Origin of the sequence: Saccharomonospora iraqiensis subsp. paurometabolica YIM 90007 (assembly GCF_000231035.2) — a bacterium.
Taxonomy (GTDB): Bacteria; Actinomycetota; Actinomycetes; order Mycobacteriales; family Pseudonocardiaceae; genus Saccharomonospora; species Saccharomonospora paurometabolica.
The window spans coordinates 48,605-49,030 of sequence record NZ_KI912234.1 but is presented as its reverse complement, the minus strand read 5'-3'; the positions used below and the strand labels follow the sequence as shown (position 1 = coordinate 49,030).

At 67.8% G+C, this 426-nt stretch carries 1 protein-coding gene; it reads right to left on the bottom strand.

Going from position 1 to position 426, the window contains the following annotated elements; all coding sequences use genetic code 11:
- Window positions 1-426, bottom strand: a 426-nt coding sequence (locus SACPADRAFT_RS0211450) for an acyltransferase domain-containing protein (protein WP_040924250.1), incomplete at both ends; no start/stop codon positions are given.

Sequence of the window (426 nt, the reverse complement as noted above, 5' to 3'; positions counted from 1 at the left end):
ACCGTCGGGGATCACCGCGGCCCAGTCCGGCGTGACGCCGTGCACAACGGCCTCACCCAGGGAGAGCAGCATCCGTTCCAGGCCACCCTCGTCCCGCTTGAGCGAGCCGACCGCGACCACGTCGTCCGGCAGGGACATCGTCAGCACCGGATGCGGGGAACACTCCACGAACGTGCCGAACCCCTCCGCAGCCAACGCGGTGACAGCGTCGGAGAACCGGACAGTCGAACGGAGATTGTCGAACCAATACCCGGCATCCATCCCCGAGCCGTCCTCGACCCGCCCGGTCAACGTCGAATACACCGGCACAGTCCCGGCGCGCGACTGGATTGGAGCCAGCACCTCCGACAACTCATCCCGCAACTCGTCCACGTGGGCGGAGTGGGAGGCATAGTCCACCGGGACCCGCTTCGCCCGCACACCCTC